The organism is Rhodopseudomonas palustris, from assembly GCF_007005445.1.
Lineage (GTDB): Bacteria > Pseudomonadota > Alphaproteobacteria > Rhizobiales > Xanthobacteraceae > Rhodopseudomonas > Rhodopseudomonas palustris_G.
Window position 1 is genome coordinate 4,683,332 of sequence record NZ_CP041387.1, and the last position, 22,177, is coordinate 4,705,508.

At 66.3% G+C, this 22,177-nt stretch carries 19 protein-coding genes; 12 read left to right on the forward strand and 7 right to left on the reverse strand.

What is annotated here, in order from left to right:
* Positions 1-52: 52 nt before the first annotated feature.
* The gene (locus FLL57_RS21635) at positions 53-1,027 is read right to left on the reverse strand and encodes an NADPH:quinone oxidoreductase family protein (RefSeq protein ID WP_047308006.1); all 975 of its coding nucleotides are present in this window, start codon (positions 1,025-1,027) and stop codon (positions 53-55) included.
* Positions 1,028-1,258: 231 nt separating this feature from the next.
* On the opposite strand from FLL57_RS21635, the gene FLL57_RS21640 reads away from it, so the two are divergent.
* From FLL57_RS21640 to FLL57_RS21675, 8 genes are all read left to right on the forward strand, one after another.
* Positions 1,259-2,095, forward strand: a complete 837-nt coding sequence (locus tag FLL57_RS21640) for an SDR family oxidoreductase (protein ID WP_142883979.1) — start codon at positions 1,259-1,261, stop codon at positions 2,093-2,095.
* A gap of 152 nt (positions 2,096-2,247) precedes the next feature.
* Complete coding sequence (locus FLL57_RS21645) at positions 2,248-2,823, forward strand: invasion associated locus B family protein (RefSeq protein WP_041806933.1); 576 nt, start codon at positions 2,248-2,250, stop codon at positions 2,821-2,823.
* 182 nt (positions 2,824-3,005) lie between these two features.
* Positions 3,006-4,205, forward strand: a complete 1,200-nt coding sequence (gene rlmN, locus FLL57_RS21650; protein WP_047308009.1) for a 23S rRNA (adenine(2503)-C(2))-methyltransferase RlmN — start codon at positions 3,006-3,008, stop codon at positions 4,203-4,205.
* Positions 4,206-4,208: 3 nt separating this feature from the next.
* Positions 4,209-4,802 (forward strand): HD domain-containing protein, encoded by a 594-nt coding sequence (locus FLL57_RS21655; RefSeq protein ID WP_142883980.1) that lies wholly within the window; start codon positions 4,209-4,211, stop codon positions 4,800-4,802.
* Positions 4,802-5,302, forward strand: a complete 501-nt coding sequence (locus FLL57_RS21660; RefSeq protein ID WP_013500077.1) for a hypothetical protein — start codon at positions 4,802-4,804, stop codon at positions 5,300-5,302. Before FLL57_RS21655 ends, FLL57_RS21660 begins: the two co-directional genes overlap by 1 nt.
* Positions 5,299-6,078, forward strand: coding sequence for a phosphatase PAP2 family protein (locus FLL57_RS21665; RefSeq protein WP_013500076.1), 780 nt, complete (start codon positions 5,299-5,301; stop codon positions 6,076-6,078). Before FLL57_RS21660 ends, FLL57_RS21665 begins: the two co-directional genes overlap by 4 nt.
* A gap of 96 nt (positions 6,079-6,174) precedes the next feature.
* On the forward strand, positions 6,175-7,512 hold the full coding sequence (gene argG, locus FLL57_RS21670) for an argininosuccinate synthase (RefSeq protein ID WP_013500075.1): 1,338 nt from the start codon (positions 6,175-6,177) through the stop codon (positions 7,510-7,512).
* A 201-nt stretch (positions 7,513-7,713) separates the two neighbouring features.
* The gene (locus tag FLL57_RS21675) at positions 7,714-9,471 is read left to right on the forward strand and encodes an alkaline phosphatase (protein WP_013500072.1); all 1,758 of its coding nucleotides are present in this window, start codon (positions 7,714-7,716) and stop codon (positions 9,469-9,471) included.
* A gap of 24 nt (positions 9,472-9,495) precedes the next feature.
* Here FLL57_RS21675 and FLL57_RS21680 read toward each other — a convergent pair whose 3' ends face one another.
* Positions 9,496-11,733, reverse strand: coding sequence for a putative bifunctional diguanylate cyclase/phosphodiesterase (locus FLL57_RS21680; protein ID WP_142883981.1), 2,238 nt, complete (start codon positions 11,731-11,733; stop codon positions 9,496-9,498).
* A gap of 365 nt (positions 11,734-12,098) precedes the next feature.
* Here FLL57_RS21680 and mepA point away from each other — a divergent pair, with 365 nt between their 5' ends.
* The gene (gene mepA, locus FLL57_RS21685; RefSeq protein WP_142883982.1) at positions 12,099-13,061 is read left to right on the forward strand and encodes a penicillin-insensitive murein endopeptidase; all 963 of its coding nucleotides are present in this window, start codon (positions 12,099-12,101) and stop codon (positions 13,059-13,061) included.
* Between the two features lie 21 nt (positions 13,062-13,082).
* On the opposite strand, the gene FLL57_RS21690 is transcribed toward mepA, so the two are convergent.
* Complete coding sequence (locus tag FLL57_RS21690; protein ID WP_142883983.1) at positions 13,083-14,879, reverse strand: potassium/proton antiporter; 1,797 nt, start codon at positions 14,877-14,879, stop codon at positions 13,083-13,085.
* Between the two features lie 204 nt (positions 14,880-15,083).
* On the opposite strand from FLL57_RS21690, the gene map reads away from it, so the two are divergent.
* Entirely contained in the window at positions 15,084-15,908 is an 825-nt protein-coding gene (gene map / locus FLL57_RS21695) for a type I methionyl aminopeptidase (RefSeq protein WP_047308176.1), read from the forward strand.
* A gap of 224 nt (positions 15,909-16,132) precedes the next feature.
* On the opposite strand, the gene FLL57_RS21700 is transcribed toward map, so the two are convergent.
* On the reverse strand, positions 16,133-17,122 hold the full coding sequence (locus tag FLL57_RS21700) for a Ku protein (protein ID WP_142883984.1): 990 nt from the start codon (positions 17,120-17,122) through the stop codon (positions 16,133-16,135).
* Positions 17,123-17,228: 106 nt separating this feature from the next.
* Between FLL57_RS21700 and FLL57_RS21705 the strand changes: the two genes are divergently transcribed.
* Positions 17,229-17,471 carry a hypothetical protein gene (locus FLL57_RS21705; protein ID WP_142883985.1) on the forward strand — a complete coding sequence of 81 codons (243 nt, stop codon included), beginning with the start codon at positions 17,229-17,231 and terminating at the stop codon, positions 17,469-17,471.
* A gap of 115 nt (positions 17,472-17,586) precedes the next feature.
* Positions 17,587-18,300, forward strand: coding sequence for a RadC family protein (gene radC / locus FLL57_RS21710; protein ID WP_013500065.1), 714 nt, complete (start codon positions 17,587-17,589; stop codon positions 18,298-18,300).
* Between the two features lie 182 nt (positions 18,301-18,482).
* Here radC and FLL57_RS21715 read toward each other — a convergent pair whose 3' ends face one another.
* From FLL57_RS21715 to glgC, 3 genes are all read right to left on the reverse strand, one after another.
* Positions 18,483-19,274 (reverse strand): crotonase/enoyl-CoA hydratase family protein, encoded by a 792-nt coding sequence (locus tag FLL57_RS21715; protein ID WP_013500064.1) that lies wholly within the window; start codon positions 19,272-19,274, stop codon positions 18,483-18,485.
* 116 nt (positions 19,275-19,390) lie between these two features.
* Positions 19,391-20,842 (reverse strand): glycogen synthase GlgA, encoded by a 1,452-nt coding sequence (gene glgA, locus FLL57_RS21720; RefSeq protein WP_142883986.1) that lies wholly within the window; start codon positions 20,840-20,842, stop codon positions 19,391-19,393.
* Positions 20,839-22,101: a glucose-1-phosphate adenylyltransferase gene (gene glgC / locus FLL57_RS21725; RefSeq protein WP_107353943.1), complete on the reverse strand. Its 1,263-nt coding sequence runs from the start codon at positions 22,099-22,101 to the stop codon at positions 20,839-20,841. The genes glgA and glgC overlap by 4 nt, the downstream gene beginning before the upstream one ends.
* Positions 22,102-22,177: the final 76 nt, after the last annotated feature.

Sequence of the window (22,177 nt, forward strand, 5' to 3'; positions counted from 1 at the left end):
CACTTCGCGCGGCGACGAGAAACGGTGGGTTACGCGCTGCGATTCAGCATTCTCACGGATGCAGGATCACCTTGCCCATAGCCTGCCGGCCGGCGAGCACTTTCAGCGCGTCGGCGGTCTGTGCCAGCGGGAAGGTGCGGTCGACATGCGAGGAGATCTTGCCCTCGGCGGCCCACTTGACCAGCTTCTCGAGATTGGCGCGGTTCTTCTCCGGATTGATCCGCGTCCACGCCCCCCAGAACACGCCGCGGATATCGCAGCCCTTCAGCAGCGCGAGGTTGAGCGGCATCTTCGGAATGTCGCCGGCCGCAAAGCCGATCACCAGGAAGCGGCCCTCCCAGGCGATCGAACGCAGCGCGGCTTCGGCGTAAGCGCCGCCGACCGGATCGAACACGATATCGACGCCCTTGCCGCCCGTGAGCTTCTTCAGCCCCTCTTTCAGATCTTCGGTCGCGTAGTTCAGCGTCAGCTCGGCGCCGTGCTGTTTGGCGAATTCGAGCTTCTCCTCCGAGGAGGCGCAGGCGATTACTTTCAGGCCCATCAGCTTGCCGAGTTCGCAGGCGGCGAGGCCGGTGCCGCCGGCAGCGCCGAGCACCGCCAGTGTCTCGCCCGGCTTCGGGCTGGCGCGGTCTTCCAGCGCATGCAGCGCGGTGCCGTAGATGATGATGATGCCGGCGGCGCGATCGAAATCGAGATTGTCGGGAATCTTGACGATCTGTTGCGCCGGCAGCGCGATCTTCTCACGCGCACCGTTGTGACCGCACGATGCCACCACGCGATCGCCGACCTTCAGATCAGTGACGCCTTCACCGACGCTCTCGATCACGCCCGCGACTTCCGCACACGGCGAGAACGGGAACGGCGGCTTGATCTGGTACTTGCCCTGGATCATCAGGATGTCGAAGAAGTTCAGCGCCGCCGCCTTGACCGCGATCACCGCTTCGCCGGGCCCGGCGACCGGATCGGGCACGTCGGCGTAAACGAGGTCGTCGGGACCGCAATATTGCTGGCAGAGAATGGCCTTCATGTATCCACCCGGGTACGAGGTTTGTGATTGCCTGCCGTTCTGCCGGATTTGCACGCGAGGGACAATCGGATTCGGGCCGAGCGTTCTGCCGCGTTGTCATTGCCGGGCTTGACCCGGCAATCCATCCGTTCTCGAAAGATGATGGATGCCCGGATCGGGTCCGGGCATGACGCCGCGTGCGGGACTACGCCCGCGCGAATTCCGCTACGCGGTCAATCAAGGAGCCGTGCGATGTTCGAGGCTGGTCTGCTCGCGAACAAACGAATTCTGATTACCGGCGGCGGTTCCGGATTGGGCGCCGCGATGGCGGCACGCTTCGCCGAACTCGGCGCGTCGCTGGTACTGTGCGGGCGACGCGCCGAGGTGCTGCAGCACAGCGCAGAGCGAATTCGGTCGCATGGCGGCGAAGTCGACGCCATCGTTTGCGACGTGCGCGATCCGCAAGCGGTGGAAGGCATGCTCGACGCCATCTGGCGTGATGCGCCGCTCGATGTCTTGATCAACAACGCCGCCGCGACCTTCATCGCGCAGACCGAACGGCTGTCGGCGCGCGCCGCCGACGCGATCCTGGCGCCGACGCTGCACGGCGCGATGTACTGCACGCTCGGTGCCGGCCGGCGCTGGATCGACGGCGGACGCGCCGGCGTGGTGCTCAGCATCCTGTCGACCTCGACGATCACCGGCCGCGCCTTCACGGTGCCGTCGGCGATGGCCAAGTCGGCGGTACTGGCGATGACCAAGAGTCTCGCGGTGGAGTGGGGCCCGAAACGGATCCGGCTGGTGGCGATCGCGCCCGGTGCGTTTCCGACCGCGGGCGCAACCGCGCAGCTCAGTCCCGAGGGCCGCGCGGCCGATCCGGCCGCCCGCGTGCCGCTCGGTCGCGTCGGCAATCACGACGAGCTTGCCAATCTCGCCAGCTTCCTGATTTCGGATCACGCCGGCTACATCAACGGCGAGATGGTGGTGCAGGACGGCGGCGCGCATCTGCGCAGTTCCGGTGCCGAAGACCTGCTGCATTGGAGCGATCAGCAATGGACCGCGCATCGCGCGGCCCGCGCCAAATCCTGATTGTACAGCAGATACATGCGGCACCCGGAAGGTGCCCGCCGGGTGCTTTGACGCCTTCACAGAATCGGCCATCCCGGCTATTCCGGGCAGCGTGAACAGGCGAGCCGCGCAAGCCATGTTGCAGTCACAATGATGAGGGACCAGACTTGCCCATGATCTTGAGGCGAATGCTGATGACCGCGTTGGCGGGTTCATTGCTGGTTGCGGCGGGCAACGCTGCGGTGGCGCGCGAGGCCAAGGGCAAGGCGGGCGCGACGCCGGCGGCCGCATCCGGCGGCGCGGAGCCGACGCTGATCGGCCAGTTCGGCAGTTGGGGCGCCTATACGGCTGCGCCCGGGGGCAAGAAAGTGTGCTTCGCCCTTGCCAAGCCGTCGTCGTCCAAGACCAACCCGCCAAACCGGCCGCGCGATCCGGCCTATGCGTTCATCTCCACCCGTCCGGCCGAAAAGGTCGTGAACGAGGTCTCGGTGATGGTCGGCTACCCGCTGAAGCCGGGCTCGGAATCCACCATCGACGTCGGCAGCGCCTCGTTCGCGATGTACTCTCAGGGCGACGGCATCTGGATCAAGAACGCCGCCGAGGAGGATCGCCTGGTCGAGGCGATGCGCAAAGGCGCCGAGATCACCGTGAAAGGCGTGTCCTCCAGGGGAACCGCCAGCACCGACGTGTTCTCGCTGAAGGGCCTGTCGCAAGCGCTCGACAAGGTGGCGCAGGCCTGCGGCAGCTAAGGAGCTCTCCACCGGCCGCCGCTATTGAGGACGGCCGCTCCGTTAGGTAAAGCAATCCGCCAGACACGACCCGCCGGCCGGCGACAACCGGGCGGCAGGTTCCTATATGCACGGCGACCGGCGACTTTCGCCCGCCCTGCATGCCCGGCGCGGAATGCCGGCCACCAACCTGACGTGATGCGATGACGCCTTCTGCCACCTCGACCCTGGTCGAGAAGACCCCGCTGGAAACCTATGTGCCGCCGGCCAAGCCGTCGCTGATCGGGCTGTCGCGGGCGCAATTGTGCGACCGGCTGGGCGAGATCGGCGTAGCGCCGCCCCAGCGCAAGATGCGGGCGCAGCAGCTCTGGCACTGGATGTACGTCCGAGGCGCCCGCGACTTTTCCGAAATGACCAATGTGTCCAAAGAGATGCGCGCGACGCTGGCGGAGCATTTCACGGTCGACCGGCCCGAAGTGGTGGCCGAGCAGATTTCTGCCGACGGCACCCGCAAATGGCTGCTGCGGCTGCCGAGCGGCGGCGACGGCCAGAAGGCTCACGAGGTCGAGTGCGTCTACATTCCGGAAACCGATCGCGGCACGCTGTGCGTCTCGAGCCAGGTCGGCTGCACCCTGAACTGCGCGTTCTGCCACACCGGCACCCAGCGGCTGGTGCGCAACCTGACCGCCGGCGAGATCGTCGGCCAGGTGATGGTGGCGCGCGACCGTCTGAATGACTGGATCGACCGCGAGACGCCGAACGGCAACCGCCTGATCACCAACATCGTGATGATGGGGATGGGCGAGCCCTTGTACAATTTCGACGCGGTGCGCGACGCGCTGCTGATCGTCTCCGACAACGAGGGCATCGGCATTTCGCGGCGGCGGATCACGTTGTCGACCTCCGGCGTGGTGCCGAACATCAAGCGCACCGGCGACGAGATCGGCGTCATGCTGGCGATCTCGTTGCACGCGGTCCGCGACGACCTGCGCGACGAGCTGGTGCCACTGAACCGGAAATATCCGCTGAAGGAGCTGCTGCAGGCCTGCCGCGACTATCCGGGCGCATCCAACGCCCGCCGCATCACCTTCGAATATGTGATGCTGAAGGGCGTCAACGACACGATCGACGATGCACGCAAGCTGGTGCAACTGCTCAAGGGGATTCCGGCCAAGATCAATCTGATCCCGTTCAATCCCTGGCCGGGCTCGAAATACGAGTGCTCGGATTGGGACCAGATCGAGAAGTTCTCGGAATACATATTCAACGCCGGCTACTCGTCGCCTGTGCGCACCCCGCGCGGCCGCGACATTCTGGCCGCCTGCGGCCAGCTCAAATCCGAAACCGAAAAGCTCTCGGTGCGCGAACGCGACGCGCTGCGCGCGATGGCAATGACGGACTGATCCATGCTGCCCGCCGACGAGATCCAGGGCGTGCTCGCCTTCCTGCGGGAAGCCGAGCGACTCAAGAGCGTGATCCGCAGCGGGTACACGTCGACCGGCCGGCCCGAGAGCACCGCCGAGCACACCTGGCGTCTGTGCCTGATGGCGATGCTGCTCGCCGACGGGCTCGGCGATATCGATGTCGCGCGCCTGTTGAAGATCTGCATCGTCCACGATCTCGGCGAAGCCCTGCACGGCGACGTTCCGGCGGTCGCACAAGTCGAGGGCGACGACAGAGCCGCACGGGAGCGCGCCGATATCGAAACTCTGACGCAGCCGCTCGACGATAAGCGCCGCGCCGAGCTTCTGGGTCTGTGGCACGACTACGAGACCGGAGCCACGCCGGAAGGGCGGCTCGCCAAGGGGCTCGATAAGCTCGAGACCATCCTGCAGCACACCCAGGGCCTCAACCCGGCCGAGTTCGATTACGCGTTCAATCTCGACTACGGCACCAGGCAGACCGCGGTGCACCCGCTGATCGGTGCGATCCGTGCTGAGCTCGACTCCGACACCCGCGCGCGGATGGCGGCGCAGCAATCTTCCGGAGCAACCCGCTGATGGCGCTGCTTTTCCGCCTGTTCGTGATCGCGATCGGCTTTCTGTTCGCCTCGATCGCCGGCGGTCTGGTGGTGGTCGGGATGCTGCTGTTTCCGGAGCTCAGCCAGATCGCCGACGGGCCGATCGACCCCGATGCGCTGAATATCATGATGGGCTTCGGCTTCATCTTCGTATCCGGTTTCGCGCTGCTGCCGGCGCTGGTGGTGGTGCTGATCACCGAGGCGTTCTCGATCCGCAGCGCGCTGGCCTATGCGATCGGCGGGGCGCTGGTCGGGGTCGCCTGCTATCTCGGGCTGGTGCCGTTCGACCCCGCGACGCTGCATTTCGACGGCATCATCCGCCGCCATCTCGAAATCATGACCGGTGCCGGCATCGTCGGCGGCATGGTGTATTGGCTGATTGCCGGGCGCAACGCCGGCGCCTGGCGCGATCCGCCGCGCCCGCGCGCGCCGTTGCCGCCTTCCCAACCCGCACCGCCTCCGGTAAACCGCGCCCCATGAACCGCAACGGACTTCTCATCGCGCTGGCGCTGTTCGCCGGCATCGGACTGACGTTCGGGCTGTTTCCGGAGCTCGATCTGTGGCTGGCGGGGCTGTTCTACGATTCCGCCACCAAGACCTTCCCGCTGCGCTCGGTCGATGATCTGGAGTTCGTGCGCGATCTGGCGATGTGGATCGCCTGGGCGATCGCGGCGCCGTCGATTTTCGCGCTGGTGTACAAGATGATCCGCCCCGACCTTCCGCTGGTGATGCCGGGCCGCACCGTGGCGTTCCTGCTGATCAGCATCACGCTGTCGGCCGGCGTCCTCACCAACATGACCTTCAAGAGCCATTGGGGCCGGCCGCGGCCGGCCGCGGTGACCGAATTCAACGGACCGTGGCAGTTCAAGGCGTGGTGGGACAATTCCGGCGCCTGCCCGAAGAACTGCTCGTTCTTCTCCGGGGAGGGCGCCACCGCCTATTGGACCTTCGCGCCGGCGGCGCTGACGCCGCCCACGGTGCGGCCTTACGCCTACGCGGCGGCCTTCGTGTTCGGCACCGTCACCAGCGGGCTGCGGATGGCGTTCGGCGGGCATTTCTTCACCGACGTGGTGATCGCCGGCCTCGTCACCTTCCTGGTGATCTGGCTGCTCTACGCACTGATCTACCGCTGGGCCTGGAGCCGGACCTCGGACGCCGCGATCGACGCCGCGCTGACCCGGGCGTTCTGGCCGGGATACCGCTGGCGCTCGAAATGGCGCGGCCGCGATGTCGGCCCCGCGCCGGCCACCACCTGACCGGCAATCGAGCTTCGGCCCGCGATTAAACGCGTGCCCGGGCGCGCGAAGTTTGCTATTCGCCCAGCCGAACCGCTTCAACCGATTGGGATTTCCATGACTACGATCTTGAAAAGCCTGCCCAAGGGCGAAAACGTCGGCATCGCTTTCTCAGGGGGTCTCGATACCAGCGCGGCGCTGCTGTGGATGAAGCAGAAGGGCGCCAAGGTGTTCGCCTATACGGCAAATCTCGGCCAGCCCGACGAAGCCGATTACGACGCGATCCCGCGCAAGGCGATGGAGTTCGGCGCCGAAAAGGCCCGGCTGGTCGATTGCCGCACCCAGCTCGTGCACGAGGGCATCGCGGCGATCCAGGCCGGCGCCTTCCACGTCTCGACCGGCGGCATCGCGTATTTCAACACCACCCCGCTCGGCCGCGCCGTCACCGGCACCATGCTGGTGTCGGCGATGAAGGAAGACGGCGTCAACATCTGGGGCGACGGCTCGACCTACAAGGGCAACGACATCGAGCGGTTCTACCGCTACGGCCTGCTGACCAATCCGGCCTTGCGGATCTACAAGCCCTGGCTCGACCAGCAGTTCATCGACGAACTCGGCGGCCGTGCCGAGATGTCGGCGTTCATGACCTCGCACGGCTTCGCCTACAAGATGAGCGCCGAGAAGGCGTATTCGACCGACAGCAATTTGCTCGGCGCCACCCACGAGGCCAAGGATCTCGAACACCTCGACAGCGGCATCAAGATCGTCGTCCCGATCATGGGCGTGCCGTTCTGGCGCGACGATTGTGCGGTGAAGGCCGAGACCGTCACGGTACGGTTCGAGGAAGGCCAGCCGGTCGCGCTCAACGGCAAGACCTTCACCGATCCGGTCGCGCTATTCTACGAGGCCAATGCGATCGGCGGCCGCCACGGCCTCGGCATGAGCGACCAGATCGAGAACCGCATCATCGAGGCCAAGAGCCGCGGCATCTACGAGGCGCCCGGCATGGCGCTGCTGCACATCGCCTATGAGCGGCTGGTCACCGGCATCCACAACGAGGACACCATCGAGCAGTACCGCATCAACGGCATGAAGCTCGGCCGGCTGCTGTATCAGGGCCGCTGGTTCGATTCGCAGGCCCTGATGCTGCGCGAGACCGCGCAGCGCTGGGTCGCCCGTGCCGTCACCGGCGAGGTGACGCTGGAGCTGCGCCGCGGCAACGACTACTCGATCCTCAACACCGTCAGCCCGAACCTGACCTATGCGCCGGAGCGGCTGAGCATGGAGAAGGTCGAGGACGCGCCGTTCACGCCGGCCGACCGGATCGGCCAGCTCACCATGCGCAACCTCGACATCACCGACACCCGCGCCAAACTTGGCCTCTACGCCAAGACCGGCCTGCTGTCGTCCGGCGAAGGCACCCCGATTCCGAAGCTGGAAAACGACAAGGGCTAATAGCAGCTCAACGTCATTCCGGGGCGCTCACGGAAGTGAGCGAACCCGGAATCCCGAGATTCGGGGCACCCGGCGGTCGGACGCAGAACAGTTCGGGATTCCGGGTTCGCGCTGCGCGCGCCCCGGAATGACGGCGCGGCGCCTCCGTCATCCAACCGTCATTTGCCGCTCATACGGTCCCGCGCATCAATCAGGACCGTGATGATGATCAGGCATGTTGTCGCGGCGGCGTTGGCGTCGCTGATGTTCGTTTCGGCTGCTTCGGCTCAGACCATTTATCCGATCGATCGCGCCGAGCTTCTGGCCGGCGCCAAGTTCGATCTCAAGGTCGAGTTCGCCGGCGAGGTCGCCGCCGACACAGCGAGCCTCACCATCAACGGAGCCGACGCCGCGAGCGTGTTTGGCAAGGCCCCGGAGCTGATCGCGCGCGAGGCCGGTCAGCCGCGATCGGCGCTGCTGCTGCGCGACGTGACGCTGAATAGGCCCGGCCGCTACACCATCGAGGCCGGCGATGGCGCAGAGCGTCGCAGCGTGAGCTGGACGGTGTACGACACCGGTCCGCGGCGGGCCAGGAACGTCATCCTGTTCATCGGCGACGGCATGTCGCCGGCGCACCGCGTCGCCGCCCGCATCCTGTCCAAGGGCATCGACCAAGGCCGCGCCCGCGGCAAGCTGGCGATCGACGACATGCCGCAGATGGCGCTGGTGTCGACCGCCGGCAGCGACTCGATCATCACCGATTCGGCCAACGCCGCCAGCGCCTACGCGACCGGCCACAAAGCGGCGGTCAATGCGATGGGGGTCTATGCCGACCGCACCCCCGACCCGTTCGACGATCCCAAGGTCGAGACCCTGGCGTCGCTGGCCAAGCGCAAGCTCGGGCTGGCGGTCGGCATTGTCACCAACACCGAGGTCCAGGACGCGACCCCGGCCGCGGTGATCGCCCACACCCGCCGCCGCGCCGCCTACGATGCCATCGTGGCGCAGTTCTATGCGGCGCAGCCGGACGTATTGATGGGCGGCGGTTCCGCTTACTTCCTGCCGAAGAGCGCTGGCGGCAAGCGCAAGGACGATGTCGACTACCTGGCGAAGTTTCGCGACGCCGGCTATTCGGTCGCGACCACCGCGACGGAGCTCGAAGCTGTCGGCCAGCAAAGCCCGGCAAAACTGCTCGGCCTGTTCGCGCCGGGCAACATGGACGGCGTGCTCGACCGCCGCTTCCTGAAAGGCGGTGGCGTCGCCAAGAACCCGGACCAGCCCGACCTGACCCGGCAGGTCGCGGTCGCACTCGAGGTGCTGGCGAAAAACGACGCCGGCTTCTTCCTGATGGTCGAATCCGGACTGATCGACAAATATGCCCATGCGCTCGACATGGAGCGCGCGGTCTACGACACCATCATGCTCGACAACGCGGTGCGCCAGACCCGCGACTGGGCCAAGGCGCGCGGCGACGATACGCTGATCCTGGTGGTTGCCGATCACAATCATCCCAACGCGCTGGTCGGCACGGTGCGCGACGATCTGGCCGAGGGCGACGACGTGCCGCTGCGCGAACGGATCGGCGTGTACGACCGCGCCGGCTTCCCGAACTATCCGGCGCCCGACCAGGACGGCTATCCGGAGCGCGTCGATGTCAGCCGGCGTCTCGCGATCTTCTCCGCCAGCCTGCCGGATCACTACGAGACGCTGCGGCCGAAGCTCGACGGCCCCAACCAGCCGACCGAGGCCGGCGACAAGCCCGGCACCTTCAAGGCCAACGACAAGTACAAGGGCGTTCCCGGCGCGGTGCTCAGAATCGGCAATCTGCCGGCGATGATGAACGCCAGCGTGCATTCCGGCGAGGACGTGATCCTCACCGCCGCCGGCCCCGGCAGCGACCGCGTCCACGGCGCGCTGGAGAATTCCGACCTGTTCCGGGTGATGGCCGATGCGCTGGGGCTCGGCGCCGACGCCAAGTAGCAGGCGGCCGCGGTGGCGCGGAGCCTACGCCACCCGCGCCGACCCCATCGCGAATGGCGTGCCGACCGAGGCGCCGCTTTGCTGCAGCTCGAGCAGACCGGTGATTTCGGCGTTCGGCCGTGCGTGGCTGAACAGGAAGCCCTGCGCCTCCTGGCAGCCTTCGGCCCGCAGCCAGCTCAGCTCCGCCTCGCTCTCGACGCCCTCGGCCGTGATGGTGACGCCGAGGCCGTTGCCGAGGCTGATGATGGCGCGAACGATCGCCTGGGATTCGCGATTGTCGCACAGCCCGCGCACGAACGACTGATCGATCTTGATCTTGTCGAACGGGAAGCTGCGCAGATAACTCAGCGACGAATAGCCGGTGCCGAAATCGTCCATCGAAATCCGCACCCCGAGCGCGCGCAGTGCATGCAGCGTCGCCAGCACCTGGCTGCTCTTTTCCAGCAACAGCGTCTCGGTGATCTCCAGCTCCAGCCGACGCGGCGGCAGGCCGGATTGCTTCAGCGCATCCATCACCACCGACAAGAGGTTGCCGACCCGGAACTGCAGCGGCGACAGGTTGACGGCGACGCGGACGTCGTCGGGCCAGCGCGCCGCGTCCATGCAGGCCGAGCGCAGGATCTGCGCGCCGATGGCATTGATCAGGCCGGTGTCCTCGGCCACCGGAATGAACTCGGCCGGCGAGATCATGCCGCGCTCCGGGTGCGGCCAGCGCACCAGCGCTTCGCTGCCGGTGATGCGGCCGTCGGCGAGCCGCACCAGCGGTTGATAATAAGGACGCAGCACTTCGTGCTGCAGCGCCGCGCGCAGATCTGTCTCGATCTTGCGCCTCGCCTGGGCGCGCGCGTCCATCCCGACCTCGAAGAAGCTGAAGGTGCCGCGGGTGTCCTTCTTGGCCCGCGACAGCGCCATGTCGGCGTTCATCAGCAGCTTCTCGGAATCGTCGCCGTCACCCGGCGCCACCGCGATGCCGATGCTGGCGCCGATCACCACCGAATGGCCCTGCAGCAGATAGGGCTCGGCGACCGCGTGCAGCAGCCGCTTGGCGAGCAGCACGATATCCTCGGGGCGCTTGATGCCGGTCTGGATCACCGCGAATTCGTCGGAGTTGAGCCGCGCCAGCGGATCCTCCTCGCGCAGCGTCGAACGCAGCCGGCGGGCGACGCCGCGCAGCAGCTTGTCGCCGACGGCGTGGCCGAGCGTGTCGTTGACGGCCTTGAAATTGTCGATGCCGAGGAACAGCACGGCGATCTTCTCGCCGGTGCGGCGGGTCTGGATCAACAGATCGTCCAGCCGCTTGCGCAACGAGTTGCGGTTCGGCAGCCCGGTCAGCCCGTCGTGATGCGCCATGAAGGCGAGCCGCATCTCGGCGCGCTTGCGCTCGGTGATGTCCATCAGTGCCAGCAGCACCGCCGGCTCGCCGTTGTAAGTGAGCTGGCGCGAGTAGATCGCCAGATCGATCAGCGAGCCGTCGGCCTTGACGTGCTTCCAGGTGCGCGCGGTGCGCTCCTCGTGGGTCTGATCGCCGGACCACGGCAGTTCGGTGTCGAACGCCTGCAGCCGGCGGATGGTCAGCGAGGCGAATTCCGACGGCGAATAGCCGTAATGTTCGACCGCAGCGTCGTTGACCGCGAGAATCCGTTCGTCGTTCAGCTCGCAAACGATCATCGGCACAGGATTGCTGTCGAACATCAGCCGGAACGACGCCTCGCGCTGCTTCAGCTCGGTGATGTCGACGCGCAGCCCGATGATGCCGCCATCGGACGTGGTTCGCTCCTCGATCTGGATGCAGCGGCCGTCCGCCAGCACCTGTTCGTGGCTGTGACCGGGATTGAACATCCGCTGCAGCCGCTCGGCGATCCACTCTTCCTCGCGGCCGATCGCTTCCGGATAGTCGCCGCGCGCGATGCCGATCCGCATCGTGTCCTGGATCCGCGCACCGGCTCTGAACTGATCGGCCGTGGCTTTGTAGATCTCGGCGTAGCGCTTGTTCCAGAGGATGTATCGGCCGTCGGCATCGAGAAACACGATGCCTTGCGGAATCAGGTCGATCGCTTCGCGCAACCGCTCGTGCGACCGCCTGGCTTCTTCGAGCGCGGCTTCGACGGCGCGTTCTCCGGCCACGACCTCCGCGGCGTTGGCGCGGCGACGCGGCTTCGACGCCAGCCTCGGCGCGGTCCAGCCGCATCGGTGCATCCTGCCGCTGCCGGTCCCGGGACGGTTTCGCGCCGTCTTCTTTTTCTTCAGCCGAACTTGCGGCATCCACCACGCCTCATCACGCAAATGACGCCCTGGTTGTGCAATAAGTGTCTGAAAAAATTGTATAACCGCACGGTTCCAGCAGCCTGCCTCAGACTTGGCCGACGCCCTCGTCTGCCTGCGGGAAAGGCATTCGCCGCAGGCCCCGCGGTGTCGAATGACCGTCTTGCGGGTGGAGTCGGGGATTCGCGGAGGATTCTGTCGGCTGCTGCCCAAGTGCTGAGCGATTCGGCCCAAGGCGCATCAAATTGCGCCAGAATCCGGTAGAGTTAGCAGGGTCTTAAGGAGTCGGGTCGCGGTAACCGGCAGGCCGTGAACGACCGGTGAAGACCATCGAGCCGATCGCCGGCGTAAGGTATAGTCACCAGATGCACCACACGATCCTCGCCGCCCCGATGTGGTTCGCCGCTTTGCTGGCGACCACGGTGTCGTTCCTGGCCGTAGCCCAGGCGCAGGACAAGGGCCGGCTCGATCCCAAGCCACTGCCGCCGCTGGCCAACCCGAACGACCCGGCGCTCGCGGCCCGCGAGCTGTTCGCCCGCAAGCTGCGGCCGGCAGCGTTGCTGCCGCAGCCTGTCGGGTTTTACGCCAAGGGCTGCATGGCCGGCGGCCTGGCGCTGCCGATCGACGGCCCGACCTGGCAGGTGATGCGGCTGTCCCGCAATCGGAATTGGGCACTGCCGGACACCGTCAGGCTGATCCAGATCCTGGCCGACAAGGCCCACGCCCAGGCCGGCTGGCCGGGCATTCTGGTCGGCGACATGTCGCAGCCGCGCGGCGGGCCGATGCTGACCGGCCATGCCAGCCATCAGGTCGGGCTCGATGCCGACATCTGGCTGACGCCGATGCCGGACCGCCGCTTGTCGCGCAACGAGCGCGAGGAGATGTCGGCGGTGATGATGGTTCGCAAGGACCGGCTGGATATCGAGCCCTCGGCCTGGACGCCATCGCATTGGAAGGTGATCCGCGCCGCGGCGTTGGAGCCGGCGGTTGACCGGATTTTCGTCAATGCCGCGATCAAGAAGGCGCTGTGCCGCGAAGCCAGAGGCGATCGTGGCTGGCTGCAGAAGGTGCGGCCGATGTACGGCCACGACTATCACTTTCACATCCGGCTGCGCTGCCCGCCGGGCGTCGACGGCTGCGTATCGCAACCAGAGCCGCCTTCCGGCGAGGGCTGTAGCGCGTCCGACTTCGCCTATTGGTTCAGCGACGCGGTGCTGCATCCGAAGCCGCCGACCAAGCCCCCGCCGCCACGGCACCAGCTCACGCTGGCGGAACTGCCGGGCGAGTGCCGAGCCGTGCTGAACGCGCCCGACAAGAAGCCGGACTGACCGTTTCCCAAAGGGTCTGGGCTAGACGCCTGCGAGCAGCGACCAGATTTCCGACAGCTTGGCCTTCAGCTTGGCGAACCGGGTCGGCGGCGGCGCGTCATCCTCGTCCTCCGGCAACCGCAGGCCGACTACATTGACGCGGCCACCGCCGAGGCTGCGCGCCACCAACACGATCGAGTCCAGCGGCAGCGTTGCGCCGACCACCGGCGCCTGATCGAGATGGATATCGAAGTAATCGGCCAGTGTCAGCGCCTCCTGGCCGGGCGGCACGCCGACGCCGTAGGCGGCGGCAAGATCGCCCAGCGACGTCTCGCCCGGGACGATGAAATCGCCGAGCAGATGCGGGTCGGGCGCGGTCGAGGGCGGCATGTCGACGAAGAAGCGGTCGAGCGCCGCGGCCTTTTCGGGCGGCGCCAGCAGATAGACATAGTCGCCGGGCGCGACCGGCTCGGCCTCCTCGGGCGTCAGGATACGCTCGTCACGGATCACCAGCGTCGGCTTCGACCATGACGGAATCAGGCCGCGCTTCAGATACAGGCTCTTCGGTCGCACCGCATAGCCGACGAGCTGCTGCTCGAGCTGGCCGGGCAGATCCAGCTCGATCCGGCGCGGGCCGCGGTCGGTTCGGGGCAGCGCCACGTGCAGCTTGCGGGCTGCCGGCCCCAGCGTCCAGCCTTGCAGCATCAGCGAGATCAGCACCACCACGAAGGCGACGTCGAAATATTGGTAAGCGTTCGACAGCCCGACCAGCATCGGGATCGAGGCGAGGAAGATCGCGACTGCACCGCGCAGGCCGACCCAGGCGATGAACAGCCGCTCCCGCCAATTGAACCGGAACGGCGCCAGACAGATGAACACCGCGAGCGGCCGCGCCACCAGCATCAGGGCCAGCGCGATCACCACGGCGGGGCCGATGCTGCTCATCAGCCGCTGCGGCGACACCAGCAGGCCGAGCAGCACGAACATCACGATCTGCGCCAGCCAGGTCGCGGCGTCGAGAAACGCCACCACCGAATTGTGCGCGCGGGTCGGCTGATTGCCGATGATCATGCCGGCGAGATAGACCGCCAGGAAGCCGGACGCATGCGAGATCTGCGCCGCACCGAATACCACCAGCGCGGCGGTGGTGACGAACGGCGCATGCAGGCCCTGCGGCAACGCCACCCGGTTCAGCGCCATCACCACGATGCGACCACCGACCACGCCGATCAGGGCGCCGAGCACGCCCTGCTGCAGCAATTCGAGCACGACGTCCCAGATCGAGCCCTGACCGCCATGGGTGATCAGCTCGACCAGCATCAGCGTCAGGAACACCGCGAACGGATCGTTGGTGCCGGATTCGACCTCCAGCGTGGCGCCGACGCGCGGGCGCAGCCGCAGGCCCTGGGAATGCACCAGCAGGAACACTGCGGCAGCGTCGGTGGAGGCGACCACGGCGCCGGCCAGCAGCGCCTCGACCCAGCTCAGATCGAGCATGTATTTCGCCACCGGCGCGGTGATCAGCGCCGTCAGCAGCACGCCGACGGTCGCCAGCCCCATCGACGGCGCCAGCACCGCCTTGATGCTGGAGAACCGCGTCTTCAGGCCACCGTCGAACAGGATCAGCGCCAGCGCCACCGACCCGACCAGATAGGTGGTGCCGAGATCGTTGAAGGCGAGACCGCCAGGGCCGGACTCGCCGGCCAGAATGCCGACGACCAGAAACACCAGCAGCAGCGGCGCGCCGAACCGCAGCGCCAGCAGGCTCGACAGGATCCCCGCCATCACCAGGACCGAGCCGAGCAGAATGGCGATGCTGACCGAGTCGAGGGACTCCATTGCCTCTCTGCGATTTGGTGAAGGTGCGCTTGCCGCATCCTTAACGTCGCCGGATTGCGTCGCCAAGAGAGCATTCCGGCCGATGGCCTTCGCGGCGGCCATGTCCGGCCGGCGACCCAGACGGCCGGCCCGTGCGCTTGCTGCCGGCTGCCGCGCTCACTAGATTGGGATCAAATCACCGACATCCTGAAAAGATCGATCCTTATGAGCTACGTGGACGCCTCCGAAGCCGCCCTGCGCAAGACCGGGCAGATCAAGCTGCACGGCCCTGCCGGCTTCGCCGGGATGCGCAAGGCCGGCCAATTGGTGGCGCGCTGCCTCGACGAACTGGTCGACATCGTCAAGCCGGGGGTTCCAACCTCGCGGATCGACGACTTCGTGCGCGAGTTCGCCTTCAGCCATGGCGCCTATCCGGCGACGCTGATGTACCGCGGCTACCGCTATTCGACCTGCACCTCGCTGAACCACGTGGTCTGCCATGGCATGCCCGGCGATCGGCCGCTGAAGGAAGGCGATATCGTCAATGTCGACGTCACCTATATCGTCGACGGCTGGTACGGCGATTCCAGCCGGATGTATCCGGTCGGCCCGGTCGCCCGCAAAGCCGAGCGGCTGATCGACGTCACCTACGAGTCGCTGATGCGCGGCATCGCGGCCGTCAAGCCCGGCGCCACCACCGGCGACATCGGTCATGCGATCCAGAGCTTCGTCGAACCGCAGCAGATGAGCGTGGTGCGCGACTTCTGCGGCCACGGTCTCGGCCGGCTGTTCCACGACGAGCCGAACATCATCCACGTCGGCAGCCCGGGGCAGGGTGCGGTGCTGAAGCCCGGCATGTTCTTCACCATCGAGCCGATGATCAATCTCGGCAAACCGTACGTGAAGATCCTGTCCGACGGCTGGACCGCAGTGACCCGCGACCGCTCGCTGTCGGCGCAGTTCGAACATTCGATCGGCGTCACCGAAGACGGCTGCGAGATCTTCACGCTGTCGCCGAAGAACCTCGACAAGCCGCCGTTCCAGAGCTGAGCGGATCAGTCGTCATTCCGGGGCGCGCCGTCAGGCGCGAACCCGGAATCCTGATGTGTCGGTGCGAAGAGAGATTCCGGGTTCGCGAGCTATGCTCGCGCCCCGGAATGACTCGCTGAGAGACCTCGCTCCGCGAAGCAAGCGTAGGGTGGGCAAAGACGCCTTGCGCCGTGCCCACGCTTGAGATTCAACTCAGTGCTCGCAGGCGCTGAGGTTGTGGTGAACTAACCGGCCTTCCGGGCCTTACTACCCGCCACGCTCCGCGCCGGCTTCTTTCCCTTCGCCGGCTCGTCCTTCGCTTTGCCGGCACCCTGGCCGGAGATCGGCAGCAGCATTTCCTTTTGGCCGGCTGCCGTCTTGCGCTTCTTGGCCTTCGCAGGTTTCGGGGCGGCGGGTTTGTCCGCAGCCGAGCTCTTGGGCGCAGCAGCCGGCGCCGACTTCGCGTTGCCGAGGCTTCGGCGCAGCGCGTCCATCAGGTCGACGACGTTGTCGCCGCGCGGCCGGGCCTGCGGCCTGATCGGCTGTCCGGCCATCTTGCTGTTGATCAGTTCGGTGAGGGCGCTTTCGTAGTGATCTTCGAACAGATCCGGCTGGAAGTGGCCGGACTTCTGCTCGACGATGTGCTTGGCGAGGTCGAGCATGTCCTTGGTGATCTTCACGTCCTGGATGTCGTCGAAATAATCGCCGGCGTCGCGCACCTCGTAGGGATAGCGCAGCAGCATTCCGACCAGGCCGTTGTCGCGCGCTTCCAACGCGATGACGTGCTCGCGATTGGTCAGCACCACCCGCGCCAGCGCCACCTTGTCCATGCTGCGGATGGTCTCGCGGATCACCGCATAGGCATCGTGACCGACCTTGCCGTCCGGTACCAGGTAATACGGGCGGACCAGATACAGATCGTCGATCTCGGGTCGCGGCACGAACTGATCGATTTCGATGGTGCGGGTGGATTCCAGCGCGATGTTGTCGAGCTCGTCCCTGGTGATTTCGATGTAGCTGTCGGTATCGACCTTGTAGCCCTTCATGATTTCGTCGGCCGGCACCTCGTCGCCGGTCTCGGCATCGACCTTCAGGTATTTGATCCGATGCCCGGTGGCGCGGTTGATCTGGTTGAAGCTGATCTTCTCGGAATCCGAGGTGGCCGGGTAGAGCGCTACCGGGCAGGTCACCAGAGACAACCTGAGAAAGCCCTTCCAGTTGGCGCGAGGGGCCATGACGCATACTCCACTGCTACTCGAACCGGACTCAAAGCCGGAAGGACTCGGATTCGTTCCCCGGACCGACTATCTTGCTCACAAGGAGCGCAGCGGAGCCGCCGCCATGGTCGATCGTCCCCGGGATTTGCCACGTGATCTTGCGACGCGGATGGCGCGGCGCAGCACGCCGGCCGACGGCTTCCTGCGCGAGACCTACGTGCTGCCCCGCCCGGACGCGCGCGCCAAGGCGAAGGCGTTTCTCGAGGCGTGGCCGAAGGCGGCCTATATGAGCAGCGTCGAGAGCTGGCGCGAATTGCCCGGCGACACCATCGAATTCACCATGCGGCGGCTGCCCAGCGCCGATTGAGCAGCCGACCGAAAGCTTGTTAAGCGGCGGGCGGGGCGACGGAATTCCGGTTGCAAAAGCCGCGCAGCGCGGCATGGTTGTGACAACGGGACCATGCACGGCGGTGGAATTGCCGATGGACGACGCCGAGCGATCGCCGCAACCGGGATTTGCCGAAGCGCCGCACTATCACGGCCATCGCGAACGGCTGCGGGAGCGGTTTCGCGAGGCCGGGGCCGACGCGCTGTCCGACTACGAGCTGCTCGAACTGGTGCTGTTTCGGGCGCTGCCGCGCCGGGACGTCAAGCCGCTGGCGAAGGCGCTGATCGCCAGGTTCGGCTCGTTCGCCGAGGCGGTGCACGCCCCGGCCGAACGGCTGCGCGAGGTCAGCGGGCTGGGCGAGGCGGCCATCATCGAGGTCAAGCTGATTGCCGCGGCTGCCGCGCGGGTGACCAAGGGGCAGGTGAAGCAGCGTACCGTGCTGTCGTCGTGGTCGGCGGTGATCGACTACTGCCGCACCACCATGGCGTTCGCCGACAAGGAGCAGTTCCGGATCCTGTTTCTCGACAAGCGCAACCAACTGATCGCCGACGAGCTGCAACAGGTCGGCACCGTCGACCACACGCCGGTGTACCCGCGTGAGATCGTCAAACGCGGCCTCGAATTGTCGGCCACCGCGGTGATCATGGTGCACAACCACCCGTCCGGCGATCCGACGCCGTCGCAGGCCGACATCCAGATGACCAAGTCGATCGTGGCGATCGCCGAGCCGCTCGGCATCGCGGTGCACGACCACATCATCGTCGGCAAGAACGGCCACGCCAGCCTGAAGGGGCTGAAGCTGATTTGAAGCGACGCCGTTTCTTCGTTGAATCGTCATCCTAAGGCGCTCGCCCGTAAGGGCGAGCCTCGAAGGATGATGCGGCTACGAGTCTCGGCGGCCCATCCTTCGGGGCAGCCGCTACGCGGCGGCGCCTCAGGATGACGAAGTGCGTGTGGAAAGTGCTTGATCCCGCCGATCGGCATCGGTTGTCAGGACGTGAACGCTCCGTGCCGCCCTTCGCCTTGCGCGAAGCGGGTCGCGCCGGACAGGGTTTCGCCGGACTGGATCACTTTCAGCCCGCCGCGCATCTCGTTCATGATCGCGTCCTCTTCCGGCAGATCCCATTGCTGCAGAGCCGACAGCCGGTCGGCGCGCAGGCAGGTCTGCGGGAACTGCGCGATCTGTTTGGCGAGCTCGACCGCGCGCGGCAGCGCCTCGCCGCGCGGCACCAGACGGTTGGCAAGTCCGATACGGTGCGCTTCGTCGGCCGCCACCGGACGGCCGGTGAGAATCAGATCCATCGCCTGCGAATGGCCGATCAGCCGCGGCAGCCGGATGGTGCCGAGATCGATCAGCGGCACGCCGAAGCGGCGGCAGTAAACCCCGAAGGTGGCGTCTTCAGCGACCACGCGCATATCCGCCCACAGCGCCAGTTCGAGCCCGCCGGCCACCGCGAAGCCTTCGACCGCGGCGATCACCGGCTTGGACAGCCGCAGCCGGCTCGGGCCCATCGGCGCCAGCGTGTTGTGGCCGGCGATCTCGCGCTTCTTTTCGGCATCGCCCGCCGCCACCGCTTTCAGATCGGCCCCGGCGCAGAACGTGCCGCCGGCACCAGTGAACACCGCCACCGAGGCGGTCTCGTCGGCATCGAACGCCAGGAAGGCGTCGTACAGCTTCTTGGCGGTGGCGCCGTCGACGGCGTTACGGCGTTCGGGGCGATCGATCGTCACGATGGTGACTGGACCGTCGCGCTCGATCCGGACGGTGTCCTGGCTGGGCATGGGTTTCTCCCTTTGTTGTCGCCTTGCGTCCCTTGGCGGGATCGTCATGCGACATCGCTGTCACGAGCAGCGATCGCGATCAAGACAGTTGCTTTGCGAGAAAAGAGAAGAGCGGCTCAGCGCTCCGCCACCAGATCGCGATACAGCTTTGCGTAGTGCTGCGCCGGGTTCTTCCACGACACGTCGGTGGTCATGCCGTTGATCTGCAGATTGCGCCAGGCGACGACGTCGGCGAACAGCGCGCGGGTTTTGCCGAACGCCTTGATCAGCGCGTCGGTCGTCACCGGTGCGAACTGGACGCCGGTCGCGACGCCGGTGGCGGTCGCCATCTCGTTGGCGTCGACCACCGTGTCGGCGAGACCGCCGACCCGCGCCACCACCGGCACCGCGCCATAGCGCAAGGCGCAGAGCTGCGTCAGGCCGCAGGGTTCAAACCGCGACGGCACCAGCAGCGCGTCGGCACCGGCCTGGACCTGATGCGCCAGCCCTTCGTCATAGCCGATCACCGCGCCGACCTGGCCGGGATATTTCCGGGCGGCGGCCGCGTAGGCCTGCTCGAGCTCGGCATCGCCGGAGCCGAGCAGGGCGAGCTGGGCACCACCGCCGATCAATTGCGGCAGGGCTTCGAGCAACAGGTCGAGCCCCTTCTGCCACGACAGCCGGCTGATCACGCCGTACAGCAGCGCGCCCGGCTCGGGCTTGAGACCGAACCGCGCTTGCAGCACCTTTTTGTTGCGGGTGCGGGCTGCGATGCTTTCGACGTCGTAAGTGGCCGAGATCAACGCATCGTTGGCCGGATTCCAGACGTCGGTGTCGACACCGTTGAGGATGCCGGACAGCCGGTTCGAGCGCAGCCGCAACAGGCCGTCGAGGCCCATGCCGGCTTCCGAACCCTGGATCTCGGCCGCGTAGGTCGGCGACACGGTGGTGATGCGGTCGGCAAGCTGCAGGCCGGCCTTGAGATAGCCGATGCCGCCGTAATACTCGATGCCGTCGAGCCCGAAGGCGCGCTCCGGCAGGCCCAGCCTGGCGAGCAGCTCGTAGGGAAACCGCCCCTGGAACGCCAGATTGTGGATGGTGAAGACGGTCTTCGGTCCCGGCCGGCCGCTGTATTTCAGATAGGCCGGCAACAGACCGGTCTGCCAATCATGGGCATGCAGGACGTCCGGCTTGTAGTGCGGCAATAGGCCCTGGCCGATCGCGGCGCCGACCTGCGCCAGCGCCGCAAAACGCAGGCCGTTGTCGGGCCAATCCTTGCCGTCCGGGCCGACATAGGGATTTCCGGGCCGGACATAGAGATGCGGCGCGTCGAGCACGAACAGATCGAGATCGCCGCAGCGCGCCGCCAGCAGCCGTGCGGTGCCGCCGAACAATTCGTTGAAGCTATGGACCTGCTGCGGATCCTCGATACCGCCGAGCACCGCCGGATAGCCCGGCAGCAGCGAGGTGACGGCGATGTCGTTGGCCCGCAGGGCGGCCGGCAACGCGCCCGCCACATCGGCGAGCCCGCCGGTCTTAATCAGCGGAAACAGTTCCGACGCAACAGAGAGAACCGCCAGTGTGGTCATGCGTCGAGCTTCTCGATCATCGCGCGGGTAATCAGACAGATGCCGTTTTCGGTGCGCCTGAACCGCTTGGCATCGAGCTCCGGATCTTCACCGACCACCAGACCGACCGGCAGCTTGACCTCGGCATCGATCACCACGTTCTTCAGCCGGCACGAGCGGCCGATGTCGGCGTAAGGCAGCACCACGGTGTTCTCGACATGCGAGAACGAGTGCACGCGGACGCCGGTGAACAGCAGCGAATGTCGCAATGATGCACCCGAGATGATGCAGCCGCCGGACACCAGCGACGACACCGCTTCGCCGCGGCGGCCTTCCTTGTCGTGGACGAATTTCGCCGGCGGCGTGATCTCGCCATAGGTCCAGATCGGCCATTCGCGGTCGTAGAGGTCGAGCTCCGGCACGATGTCGGTGAGATCGATATTGGCGGCCCAATAGGCATCGACCGTGCCGACGTCACGCCAATAGCTGATCGCTTCGGAGCTCGACCGGCGGCACGACTTGTCGAAGTGATGCGCCACCGCTTTGCCGTGCTTGACGATGTAGGGGATGATGTCCTTGCCGAAATCGTGCGTCGAATTCGGATCGGCGGCGTCGCGGCGCAGCTCGTCGAGCAGAAATTTCGTCTCGAAGACGTAGATGCCCATGCTGACCAGTGACTTGTCGGCCTTGCCGGGCATCGCCGGCGGATCGGCCGGCTTTTCCAGGAACGACATGATGCGATCGCTCTCGTCGATATGCATCACGCCGAACGCGGTGGCTTCAGCCCGCGGCACTTCGAGGCAGCCGACCGTGACGTCGGCACCCTGCTCGACGTGCTGCTGCAGCATCTTCTCGTAGTCCATCTTGTAGACGTGATCGCCCGCGAGCAGGACGATAAATTTCGGATCGTAGCTCTCGATGATGTCGATGTTCTGGTAGACGGCGTCGGCCGTGCCCCGGTACCACATCTCTTCCGAGACGCGCTGGCTCGCCGGCAGAATGTCGAAGCTCTCATTGCGCTCCGGGCGGAAGAAGTTCCAGCCGCGCTGCAGATGCCTAATCAGGCTGTGAGCCTTATACTGCGTCGCCACTGCGATGCGGCGGATGCCGGAGTTCAGCGCATTCGACAGCGCGAAATCGATGATGCGGGACTTGCCGCCGAAATACACCGCCGGTTTGGCGCGCCAGTCGGTCAGCTCCATCAGCCGGCTGCCGCGTCCTCCCGCCAGCACGTAAGCCATCGCATGACGGGCGAACGGAGCGGTGACACCTTGACTCATGCGGCCTCTCATTCCAGCGGCCGGAAGCCGGCCATTCCCACTGTGCACGACGATGTCTTGCGCAAGACGACGGCGA

Bases quoted from the DNA above. Each gene is read 5' to 3' on its own strand.
- FLL57_RS21635 (WP_047308006.1), bottom strand. From the start codon at position 1,027: ATGAAGGCCATTCTCTGCCAGCAATATTGCGGTCCCGACGACCTCGTT.
- FLL57_RS21640 (WP_142883979.1), top strand. From the start codon at position 1,259: ATGTTCGAGGCTGGTCTGCTCGCGAACAAACGAATTCTGATTACCGGC.
- FLL57_RS21645 (WP_041806933.1), top strand. From the start codon at position 2,248: ATGATCTTGAGGCGAATGCTGATGACCGCGTTGGCGGGTTCATTGCTG.
- rlmN (WP_047308009.1), top strand. From the start codon at position 3,006: ATGACGCCTTCTGCCACCTCGACCCTGGTCGAGAAGACCCCGCTGGAA.
- FLL57_RS21655 (WP_142883980.1), top strand. From the start codon at position 4,209: ATGCTGCCCGCCGACGAGATCCAGGGCGTGCTCGCCTTCCTGCGGGAA.
- FLL57_RS21660 (WP_013500077.1), top strand. From the start codon at position 4,802: ATGGCGCTGCTTTTCCGCCTGTTCGTGATCGCGATCGGCTTTCTGTTC.
- FLL57_RS21665 (WP_013500076.1), top strand. From the start codon at position 5,299: ATGAACCGCAACGGACTTCTCATCGCGCTGGCGCTGTTCGCCGGCATC.
- argG (WP_013500075.1), top strand. From the start codon at position 6,175: ATGACTACGATCTTGAAAAGCCTGCCCAAGGGCGAAAACGTCGGCATC.
- FLL57_RS21675 (WP_013500072.1), top strand. From the start codon at position 7,714: ATGATGATCAGGCATGTTGTCGCGGCGGCGTTGGCGTCGCTGATGTTC.
- FLL57_RS21680 (WP_142883981.1), bottom strand. From the start codon at position 11,733: ATGCCGCAAGTTCGGCTGAAGAAAAAGAAGACGGCGCGAAACCGTCCC.
- mepA (WP_142883982.1), top strand. From the start codon at position 12,099: ATGCACCACACGATCCTCGCCGCCCCGATGTGGTTCGCCGCTTTGCTG.
- FLL57_RS21690 (WP_142883983.1), bottom strand. From the start codon at position 14,879: ATGGAGTCCCTCGACTCGGTCAGCATCGCCATTCTGCTCGGCTCGGTC.
- map (WP_047308176.1), top strand. From the start codon at position 15,084: ATGAGCTACGTGGACGCCTCCGAAGCCGCCCTGCGCAAGACCGGGCAG.
- FLL57_RS21700 (WP_142883984.1), bottom strand. From the start codon at position 17,122: ATGGCCCCTCGCGCCAACTGGAAGGGCTTTCTCAGGTTGTCTCTGGTG.
- FLL57_RS21705 (WP_142883985.1), top strand. From the start codon at position 17,229: ATGGTCGATCGTCCCCGGGATTTGCCACGTGATCTTGCGACGCGGATG.
- radC (WP_013500065.1), top strand. From the start codon at position 17,587: ATGGACGACGCCGAGCGATCGCCGCAACCGGGATTTGCCGAAGCGCCG.
- FLL57_RS21715 (WP_013500064.1), bottom strand. From the start codon at position 19,274: ATGCCCAGCCAGGACACCGTCCGGATCGAGCGCGACGGTCCAGTCACC.
- glgA (WP_142883986.1), bottom strand. From the start codon at position 20,842: ATGACCACACTGGCGGTTCTCTCTGTTGCGTCGGAACTGTTTCCGCTG.
- glgC (WP_107353943.1), bottom strand. From the start codon at position 22,101: ATGAGTCAAGGTGTCACCGCTCCGTTCGCCCGTCATGCGATGGCTTAC.